We start from the raw sequence: 9744 nt of genomic DNA, 5'->3' as shown, positions 1-9744 counted from the left end.
AACAAAGAATCCCCCGTTATAGCGACGAGAGGAGCTTAACGGTGGGAGTCGTCAAAATTCTGTACAAGATGTTCAAAATGCTTTCTCCAGGGGTATGAGTTCATCTGGAAGAGTTAATCACTATGGAGCAGGGTTTAGTTTTCAAGAAAGAAGAGATAATGCTATGCGTGTTGCAAGTATGGTACAAGCCGATCAGTCTATGGTTCAAGTTACAATTACAAGGCATGGTGGCGGTAGATTTAGAAAAAGTCGAACTGCTGAAGTGGATGTTTATGCAGATCAGATTTGTGTGGGGACACCAGAATCTTTGAGATGATAAATATCATTACATAACTTTTTCTTTAAAGCTCATTTGATTTTCAAAATAGCGAAATCAGTAATTAATTTCGCTATTTTTATTGTTTTATATTTTGTTGTAGTTTATGTAATTATGGTAGTCCTGAATACATTTTACCTGTATGTTCTGTATCCTCTCTATAGCCATAAGCAAATAAATATCTGTTCCATCCTTAAGAAGTTTTTCAAAATATTTTAAAATTGGTTCGATGTTCATTCTTGTAAGCTTTCATAACTTTTTTGGGAAATAAGTATAGCAGAATCATTTTGATTTTGTATTTCATAAATAACATCGTCTTCAGTAACAGATTTGATCAGATTGTTGAAATTTTCTGGATTATTTGTAATGTTTAGCTTTTGTATCATCTTATTTGGTAAAATCTCTCAAAATTAAATGGTATTGTAGAACATCATACTTAATCAAGGAGATAAGATCAATAAAAATTATAGAAAAAAATAAAAATGACATTAAAATAAAAAAAGAAAATCAAAGCTTGAAACTTTATGAAGACCAAAATAGAAAAATGGAAATGTATAGAAGGGTGTGGGGCTTGTTGTAACTTAGATCCAGGCGATCGCCCCGACTTAGAAGACTATTTAACCCCAGAAGAATTAGACCATTATTTAAGTTTAGTGGGAGAAGATGGATGGTGTCTTAATTTCGACCATGAAAGCCGAAAATGTATAGTCTATGAACAACGTCCCCGTTTTTGTCGCGTACAACCCGATAGTTTTCAAGAAATGTACGATATTGATCCCTCTGAATTTAACGACTTTGCCATTGAATGTTGTCGCCAACAAATAGAAGGAGTTTACGGTGCCAAAAGTACCGAAATGAAACACTATAATAGAGAAATCTCTCAAACTATCTAAGCGCAGTAAGGAGGTTAACCCATCGATACCATTTACGGAAACCTGCAAGGGTTAAAATCTAGTCAAATTAAGCAACTAAAACGACTTTATAACCAAAAATTACAAGGCGATCGCTTCACGTCTCCAGAGTTTGCCCAAAGACTAGCGGCGGTGAGTTCGGACCTTGGTCAAGGAGTCTGCGCCTACGTAAACCGTCGTGGCCAAGTGATTCGGGTGGGAGTGGGGACCCCTCGACAAACCCAAATACCTGCCCTAGAATTACCCCGTTACGGTGCTGAACGACTTTGTGGTATTCGTTGCATCGCCACCCAACTCAAAGCCGAGTCTCCCAGAGAGTCTAGTTTAACGGCCATGGTACTGCAACGTCTGGACAGCTTGGTTGTATTATCCATCACCTCAGAAGGAAAAATGCGACGGGGTGGAGGGGCAACCGGATATGTCAAAGAGGCCTATATTGCCCATTTACTGCCCACTTCAGAGTTCAACCCCAACCATGCTTATTACTGGACTGTTTCCTCTGCCATGACCCTAGAAACCCTCTCAGAACAGGACTTTTTGGGGTTAGTAGAAGGACTAGAAGCGGAGTTTCGTCGGGAATATGTAGCCCAACAGGTAGAAGGAGATCACGAACGAGTGGTTATCGTTGGCTTACAAACAGGAAAAATGAGCGATCGCACCTTTGCTGAAGAGGTGGCAGAAGTGGAACGACTGGTGGAAACTGCCGGAGGAGAAACAGTTGAAACCATCCGCCAAAAACGACCCCAACCCCATCCTCAAACCTTGGTAGGAAAGGGTAAAGTAGAAGAAATTGCTTTACGGGTGCAAACTTTGGGGGCTAACCTAGTGGTGTTTAGTCTGGACTTATCACCAGCCCAAGTGCGAAACTTGGAAGCACAGTTAGGTATTAAAGTGGTTGATCGTACTGAGGTAATTTTAGATATTTTTGCTCAACGGGCCCAGTCCCGGGCCGGAAAGTTACAAGTTGAGTTGGCACAGTTAGAGTATATGCTACCTCGGTTAGTAGGGCGGGGGCAAGCCATGTCCCGTTTAGGGGGTGGTATCGGGACCAGAGGACCAGGGGAAACCAAGTTGGAGACTGAACGTAGGGGTATTCAACGGCGTATTTCTCGGTTGCAACAAGAAGTTAATAAGCTGCGATCGCATCGTTCCCGTCTTCGTCAACAACGTCAAAAACAGGAGGTTCCCAGTATTGCTATTGTCGGCTATACCAATGCTGGTAAGTCAACATTAATCAATGCTTTAACCAACGCGGAGGTGTACACTGCGGATCAACTTTTTGCCACTCTTGATCCTACTACTCGCCGTTTATCTGGGGTTAACGATGATACAGGGCAACCTTACACTTTTCTCCTAACAGATACAGTGGGGTTTATTCACGAGTTACCCCCGTCTTTAGTGGATGCGTTTCGGGCAACTTTGGAGGAGGTTACAGAAGCGGATGCGTTGTTACATTTGGTTGATTTATCTCACCCGGCTTGGCAACATCATATACAATCGGTGATGAATATTCTACAGGAAATGCCCCTAGTTCCCGGGCCAATTTTATTAGTATTTAATAAAATCGACACTGTAGATGGAGAAACCTTAAAGGTTGCACAAGAAGAGTATCCTTTAGCCATTTTCATTTCTGCTAGTCAACGGTTAGGGTTAGAAACATTACGCTACAAGTTGAGTCAGTTGGTTCAGTATGCTTTAAATAATTCCTAACTGTTGAATTAGAATAACAAACTTTTAAATTGATTAAAAAGCTTGTATCCATTCTTTGATCTCATAATTTGTCCAGATCCCATGTTTCCAATAGGGATCATTTTCAATCAATTGCTTGACTTTTTCAGAATTTTCTGATTCGTAAATTCCAAATACTTTAGTATTATCTTTAGTTGGTCCAATAGTGATTAAAATTCCTGCTTCTTTTTGCTTTTGTAAACCGTCCAAATGATCTTGACGGTAAGGAGTTCTTTTTTCTAAAGCATTTTCGCAGTAACTACCAAATAAAATGTATTTCGGCATAATCGTTTTTTGCTGATGATTATTACAGTTAATTATAATCTATAAAGGTGGGCAATGCCCACCCAACGAAATGTTAGGAAATATAGTCTTGCAATGCTTTAACCTCTAAGGGTTCTGTTTGTAAAGCACGAATAGCTGCAACGGTTGCTTTTGCCCCTGCTATGGTAGTAATAATGGGCAATTTATAGTCTAAAGCAGTGCGGCGAATCTTACGACCATCAATTTGAGAATCTTCTCCACTGGGGGTATTAATAATAAATTGAATCTGTTTATTTTTGATCCAATCTATCACATGGGGACGACCTTCGTGCAGTTTTAAAACAACTTCTACTCCTTCTATTCCGTTCTCTTCTAACACTTTTTGTGTCCCAGAAGTTGCCACAACTTTAAACCCTAAATCAACCAAATCTTTCACCACTGGAACCGTTGAAACTTTATCCCGATCGCTCATGGAAACAAACACAGTTCCTTCGGTTGCTAAATCAACACCGGCCGCAATTTCGGCTTTAGCAAACGCCTTACCAAAGTCATCATCTATTCCCATTACTTCACCGGTAGAACGCATTTCAGGCCCCAATAAAGTATCAGCACCGGGGAATTTTTGGAAGGGTAAAACTGCCTCTTTTACAGCAATATGACGGGGAACAAATTCTTCTGTTATTCCTAACTCCTCTAAGGTTTTTCCTGACATCACTAAAGAGGCAATTTTTGCTAAAGGCCGTCCCGTTGCTTTAGATACATAGGGAACCGTTCGAGAGGCGCGGGGGTTGGCTTCTAAAATGTAAACTTGTTCCCCTTGAACTGCGTATTGAATGTTCATTAACCCCACCACTTTTAAGCTGTTAGCTAAAGCATTAGTCCAGCTACGAATAGTATCGATAGCGTTAGTTGAAAGGGTGGTAAAAGGAACCGAACAAGCAGAGTCTCCAGAGTGTACACCTGCTTGTTCAATATGTTCCATAATGCCACCAATAACTACTTTTCCTGTAGTGTCGCACAACGCATCTACATCCACCTCGATGGCATTTTCTAAGAATTTATCGATTAAAATAGGATGATCTGGTTCAACTTGTACCGCATACGTCATATACCTCTCCAACTCTTCGTCAGAATAGACGATCTCCATTGCGCGTCCTCCCAACACATAGGAGGGACGAACCACCACAGGATAACCAATACGAGAAGAAACCGCTAAAGACTCCTCATAGCTGCGAGAAATACCGTTAGGAGGTTGTTTAATATGGAGATCGTGTAAAATCTTTTCAAAGCGTTCCCGATCTTCTGCGGTGTCAATAGAGTCGGGAGAGGTTCCCCATATTTTGGTTTGTACGGGACATTCAGGAGTATCGAGGTATGTCTGCAATGGAACCGCAAGTTTTAAAGGGGTTTGTCCCCCAAACTGAATAATAACCCCCACAGGGTTCTCGGTTTCGATGATATTTAAAACGTCTTCTTTGGTTAACGGTTCAAAATATAGGCAATCGCTAGTATCATAATCTGTGGAAACGGTTTCTGGGTTGGAGTTAACCATGATGGTTTCAAACCCTGCGTCGCTGAGGGAAAAGGACGCATGACAGCAACAGTAGTCAAACTCGATCCCTTGTCCAATGCGGTTGGGACCTCCCCCTAAAATCATTACTTTCTGTTTTTCGGTGACATTGACTTCTGTTTCTTCGGGTTCGTAGGTGGAATAATAATAAGGGGTATAAGCTTCAAACTCCGCAGCGCAAGTATCCACTACTTTATAAACTGGGATCACCCCTAAACTTTTACGGAGGTTTCTCACTTCATCTTCGGTGGTTTTGGTTGCGAATGCTATCTGGCGATCGCTGAACCCTTTTTGTTTAATAGTGCGCATTTCAGACGCAGTAATATCCTCTAACTTAGTTTGTTTGAGGACTTTTTCTGTTTCGATGAGATCCCCTAACTTATCCAAAAACCAGATATCTATTGCTGTCAACTCGTATATTTCTTCTGCCGTCATACCCAGTCTCATGGCATGATAAATACTATAAACTCGCTCCGGGTTAGGAGTGCGTAAACTAGAACGAACTTGAGATAGGGAGGGTAAGGTTTCTTGGCGATCGCAGCCAAACCCGTAGCGTCCAGTTTCTAGCGATCGTAACGCTTTTTGGAAGGACTCTTGAAATGTGCGTCCGATGGCCATTGCTTCCCCCACAGACTTCATCTGGGTGGTTAAAATAGCTTGTGATCCGGGAAACTTCTCAAAAGCAAAGCGAGGTATTTTGGTTACCACATAGTCAATGGTGGGTTCAAAGGATGCGGGGGTTTGTTTGGTGATGTCGTTGGATATTTCGTTGAGGGTGTAACCCACTGCTAACTTAGCTGCAAACTTAGCAATAGGGAACCCTGTCGCTTTTGATGCTAAAGCGGAGGAACGAGAGACACGGGGGTTCATTTCGATGACGATCACATCGCCATTAAGAGGGTTAACGGAGAACTGAATGTTAGATCCGCCGGTTTCTACCCCAATCTCTCTTATAATAGCTTGGGAATAGTCCCTTAATCGTTGATACTCTTTATCGGTTAAAGTTTGCGCCGGTGCAACGGTGATGGAGTCCCCTGTATGCACTCCCATCGGCTCAAAGTTTTCGATGGAACAGATAATGACCACATTATCCGCTAAGTCTCGCATTACTTCTAGTTCGTATTCCTTCCACCCCAATAAGGATTTTTCCACTAAAATTTGCGATACGGGGGACGCATCGATACCAAACTGCGCCATTTCCTCGAATTCTTCCTGGTTATAGGCAATACCTCCTCCTGTCCCTCCCAAGGTGAATGCAGGACGTATAATCAAGGGATAAGATCCTATTTCCTCCCCGATCGCTTGTGCTTCTTTGAGGGTACTTGCGATACCGGAAGGACACACAGGAACCCCGATCTTTTTCATCGCTTCTTTAAAGAGTTCCCGATCCTCTGCTTTTTCAATAGCAGGTAATTTGGCCCCGATCAACTCTACATTATACTTATCCAAAACGCCATTTTTTGCCAAACCCACAGCAACATTAAGAGCAGTTTGTCCTCCCATTGTTGGTAATAACGCATCGGGACGCTCTTTGGCAATAACTTTTTCTACCATATCGGGGGTGAGGGGTTCGATATAGGTGCGATTAGCCATTTCTGGATCGGTCATAATAGAAGCAGGGTTAGAGTTGACCAATACTACTTCATAGCCTTCTTCTCGTAGTGCTTTACAGGCTTGAGTACCAGAATAGTCAAATTCGCAAGCTTGGCCAATAACAATGGGGCCTGCACCCAAAATTAAGATTTTCTTTAGGTCTTCACGGCGTGGCATAAGCGTTCTTGTAGAGTTAGATAGAATAAACCGAATTTATTGTATAGGTTGTCTTTGCGATTTTTGCTACAATCTAATCCTTTATTTAGGTTTAAGGGGTTTGGGTTAGTTATAAGTTTATAGGTATAACAGCAAAATAGTTGAGAAATTGTTTCTCAATTTTATAAGTTAATGTTGATTAAAGAGGAGTATCTAAAAATATGGATTCTTTTTTCCAGTTTTTTTATTGGTTTTTTTAATAATTTCTATTTTACAGAATTTTAGTAGTAATTCAATGTTAAGTAAAGCCATAAAACAAAATGATCAGTTGGCGTACTTAGATGCTATTTATTCTGTTTTATCTGCTATATATTTTCTGTTGTTAACTCTAGTTTTTAAAATGTTGACAGATGATATGTAATAGAGTAGAGTTGCCTAAACAAATTATACTAATTTGCCCACCCAATAATATTGATATGTTATTTTTAAAAAAGTTGATTATGGAGAATTAATTAATGAGAGTAAAAGTTGTTATCCACGAAGCAGAAGAAGGCGGTTTTTGGGCAGAAGTTCCTGCACTTCCAGGTTGTGCAACCCAAGGAGATACTTTTGAGGAATTATTACAAAACCTTTATGAAGCAATAGAAGGTCATTTATCCGTCGATATTGAAACCATTGAAACTGATGATAAGACTCGTATTCTGGATATTGCTGTATAACTTATGAAGTCTATTTCTGGTAAAAAATTTGCTAAAATTTTAGAAAGTAATGGTTGGGTAAAAGTTCGATTCCAAGGAAGTCATCATATCTATGCAAACCCCAATAAAATCAATAAAATTTCTGTTCCTATTCATGGAAATAAAGACCTGAAAATTGGGTTATTGCGACATTTTATGAAACAAGCAGAATTAACAGAAGAAGATTTGAAATAGACTACAATATTTTATCATATTCAGCATGATGTCCAATCCAAAACCAAGCTAACTCATCCTTATCTTGAACTGCGATTGCTCGATAATGAATTCCGATCCGAACTGACCAAAATTGATCAACTTTTTTAAAATGTAGTGAGGGATAATAGGGATCTTGTTTGAGTTTTTCATAACAGTTATCTGCTATTTTTTGTATATGGGGTGGTAACTGTCGATAATAATACCAAAAATCAGAAGTTGCACGATGTTTCACAAATCTCTACACTTCCCTTCTCTTAGATCTTGTAACGCTTTTTCTGCTAGTGCATCAAGTTTGCCTTTTGTCACATCTTCTTCAAATTTTTGATCCCATTCTTGTGCATCAAATTCAGCAAACCAAGTCCGAAAATTAGCTAGATCCCTATCAGAAAGCTCACTAACAGCTTGTTTAATTTCCGTTAATTTTGTTTTTTCCATAAATTTTAATCTTTATCTTGAATTATATTAGGATATAGTGATTTAGTTTTACATCTATTTTACATCAATAATGGAGAATCGTAATATGTAGAAAAAATAATTACAAAATATTTTCAATCTTCTCTTTCAAATCAGGTAAATTATCTTTAACAATCATCCAAATAATATTAAGAGCAATCCTAAAATATTCATGAGTAATAATATTTCTAACATCAATAGTTCCCACCCAAGGAAGATCAGGGTATTTTTCTTTAGTTTCCTGGGACACTCTACTAGAAGCTTCGCCAATAATAATTAAATGATGAACTACCCAAGTTTGTATTAATTCATCTTTCATAAATCTATCTTTCCCTGGTTCGGCATACTTTTCTATTTGCTTAATTGTGTCTAAGATATCTTGTAATCTTTCCCGATCATCTCTCATAATTTAATCGCTTCCTGTAATACTTTTTCTTTGATTCTTTCTCTCAAACCATTAACAGTAACAATATCAACCTTTCGACCTAAAATTGATTGTAAATCTTGCATTAAACCAGAAGGAAACCAGGGAGTAATTTTATCTAAATCATAATCAATTAATAAATCAATATCACTATTTTCTGTTTCTTCACCTCTGGCAACTGAGCCAAAAATCCTTATGTTATATGCACCATATTGAGCAGCAATATCAATAATTTCTTGACGTTTTTTTCTAGTAATTGTTTAAGTTCCATTTTAAAAACTTATTGATTCAATTTGACATATATATTTCATCATATCATAGTTAGTTTATTTTTTGTTTGATTTAGGAATTAAATTCATTAAAGTTCTTAGTGTATGATTAACCGATTTAGAATCAGTAAAATACTCCTTAACATCAGAACTTAAGATAATTTAACCTTCACTTGATAACAGAAGATTAGATGATTTTATATCAATTTAAAAATCATAAGAACGTATTTTCTTGTATCACAATCTCAATTATTTATTTTTTCCCTCTCATGATTCTGCTTTCATTATCTCATCAGTGAATTATAATAAAATTAGCTTAACTTAACTTATGTCTATGAATACTCATCCTCTCAAATCAGTAATTACTCAAAAGCAACTCTATGATCAAAATTTTTGTTTATGGATAGAAACCACTATTAAACAAATAAAAACACAAGATTTTGATAAAATCGACTGGGATAATGTTATTGAGGAATTAGATAGTTTGGGTAAGTCCGAGAAACGAGAATTGAAAAATCACTTAGTTGTCTTATTGGAACACCTATTAAAATTAGCTTGTTGGGAAACAGAAAAAGAGTACAATCAAAGAAATTGGAAAGGAACTATTAGAGAACAAAGAAGACAAATTTTATTATTGCTTGAAGATAGTCCCAGTTTAAAACCCTTATTTTATGAGAATCTTCCTAAATGTTACAGCGAAGCAAGAAAAATTGTTTTAGATAAGACCAGTTTATCTGATCGTCTGATTCCTTTAGAGATTCCTTTTCCCGTTGAAGATATTTTAAACTATGACCATTTACTTTAAACTCTTGGAGATATAAACAGTGAATTGGTTTAGAGATAGAATGAGAAGTTTTCGGTTACCAGGTTCACAAAATAATAATAGTTTAGAAACGGAAATTGAACAACGAGCTTATGAACTTTGGGAAGAAGCAGGAAGACAAGACGAAACTTTTGATTATTATTATCAAAAAGCAAAATTAGAACGAGAGATTCAACCAACTGCTTATGAACTTTGGGAAGAAGCAGGAAAACCTAAAGGAGAATTGTACAAATATAGCATTTCCCACAGTTATGAGGTACAGTAACAGCAATGAGCAAACCAGT

Annotated in this window: 12 protein-coding genes and 1 pseudogene; 7 read left to right on the top strand and 6 right to left on the bottom strand. The window is 38.0% G+C overall.

The window, feature by feature from the left end:
• Positions 1–94: 94 nt before the first annotated feature.
• The 3 genes from P9B04_RS08405 to hflX all read left to right on the top strand — a co-directional run bounded on the left by P9B04_RS08405 (position 95) and on the right by hflX (position 2937).
• The gene (locus P9B04_RS08405) at positions 95–316 is read left to right on the top strand and encodes a hypothetical protein (RefSeq protein ID WP_342054539.1); all 222 of its coding nucleotides are present in this window, start codon (positions 95–97) and stop codon (positions 314–316) included.
• Between the two features lie 524 nt (positions 317–840).
• Positions 841–1209 (top strand): YkgJ family cysteine cluster protein, encoded by a 369-nt coding sequence (locus P9B04_RS08400; RefSeq protein ID WP_342054538.1) that lies wholly within the window; start codon positions 841–843, stop codon positions 1207–1209.
• A 21-nt stretch (positions 1210–1230) separates the two neighbouring features.
• Positions 1231–2937, top strand: a complete 1707-nt coding sequence (gene hflX, locus P9B04_RS08395) for a GTPase HflX (protein WP_342054541.1) — start codon at positions 1231–1233, stop codon at positions 2935–2937.
• A 33-nt stretch (positions 2938–2970) separates the two neighbouring features.
• On the opposite strand, the gene P9B04_RS08390 is transcribed toward hflX, so the two are convergent.
• Entirely contained in the window at positions 2971–3240 is a 270-nt protein-coding gene (locus tag P9B04_RS08390) for a YciI family protein (RefSeq protein WP_287138502.1), read from the bottom strand.
• Between the two features lie 73 nt (positions 3241–3313).
• Positions 3314–6559, bottom strand: a complete 3246-nt coding sequence (gene carB, locus P9B04_RS08385; protein WP_342054537.1) for a carbamoyl-phosphate synthase large subunit — start codon at positions 6557–6559, stop codon at positions 3314–3316.
• Positions 6560–7053: 494 nt separating this feature from the next.
• Between carB and P9B04_RS08380 the strand changes: the two genes are divergently transcribed.
• Positions 7054–7257: a type II toxin-antitoxin system HicB family antitoxin gene (locus tag P9B04_RS08380; protein ID WP_342054536.1), complete on the top strand. Its 204-nt coding sequence runs from the start codon at positions 7054–7056 to the stop codon at positions 7255–7257.
• A 3-nt stretch (positions 7258–7260) separates the two neighbouring features.
• Positions 7261–7470, top strand: a complete 210-nt coding sequence (locus tag P9B04_RS08375; RefSeq protein WP_342054535.1) for a type II toxin-antitoxin system HicA family toxin — start codon at positions 7261–7263, stop codon at positions 7468–7470.
• A 1-nt stretch (position 7471) separates the two neighbouring features.
• On the opposite strand, the gene P9B04_RS08370 is transcribed toward P9B04_RS08375, so the two are convergent.
• The 4 genes and pseudogenes from P9B04_RS08370 to P9B04_RS08355 form a co-directional block, all read right to left on the bottom strand.
• A complete protein-coding gene (locus P9B04_RS08370) occupies positions 7472–7723 on the bottom strand; it encodes a ParE family toxin-like protein (protein WP_342054534.1) in 252 nt (83 codons plus the stop codon).
• Complete coding sequence (locus tag P9B04_RS08365; RefSeq protein WP_342054533.1) at positions 7720–7926, bottom strand: hypothetical protein; 207 nt, start codon at positions 7924–7926, stop codon at positions 7720–7722. The genes P9B04_RS08370 and P9B04_RS08365 overlap by 4 nt, the downstream gene beginning before the upstream one ends.
• 100 nt (positions 7927–8026) lie before the next feature.
• Positions 8027–8350, bottom strand: a complete 324-nt coding sequence (locus P9B04_RS08360; RefSeq protein ID WP_342054532.1) for a HepT-like ribonuclease domain-containing protein — start codon at positions 8348–8350, stop codon at positions 8027–8029.
• Positions 8347–8639, bottom strand: a pseudogene (locus tag P9B04_RS08355) (nucleotidyltransferase family protein). The gene P9B04_RS08360 and the pseudogene P9B04_RS08355 overlap by 4 nt, the downstream one beginning before the upstream one ends.
• A 332-nt stretch (positions 8640–8971) precedes the next feature.
• On the opposite strand from P9B04_RS08355, the gene P9B04_RS08350 reads away from it, so the two are divergent.
• Together P9B04_RS08350 and P9B04_RS08345 are read left to right on the top strand one after the other, a co-directional pair.
• The gene (locus P9B04_RS08350) at positions 8972–9442 is read left to right on the top strand and encodes a DUF29 domain-containing protein (RefSeq protein WP_342054531.1); all 471 of its coding nucleotides are present in this window, start codon (positions 8972–8974) and stop codon (positions 9440–9442) included.
• Between the two features lie 40 nt (positions 9443–9482).
• On the top strand, positions 9483–9725 hold the full coding sequence (locus tag P9B04_RS08345; protein ID WP_342054530.1) for a DUF2934 domain-containing protein: 243 nt from the start codon (positions 9483–9485) through the stop codon (positions 9723–9725).
• Positions 9726–9744: the final 19 nt, after the last annotated feature.

The organism is Crocosphaera sp. Alani8 (assembly GCF_038442745.1).
Classification (GTDB): domain Bacteria; phylum Cyanobacteriota; class Cyanobacteriia; order Cyanobacteriales; family Microcystaceae; genus Crocosphaera.
The sequence above is the reverse complement of the archived record's forward strand: the minus strand, read 5'-3'. Positions and strand labels throughout refer to the sequence as shown.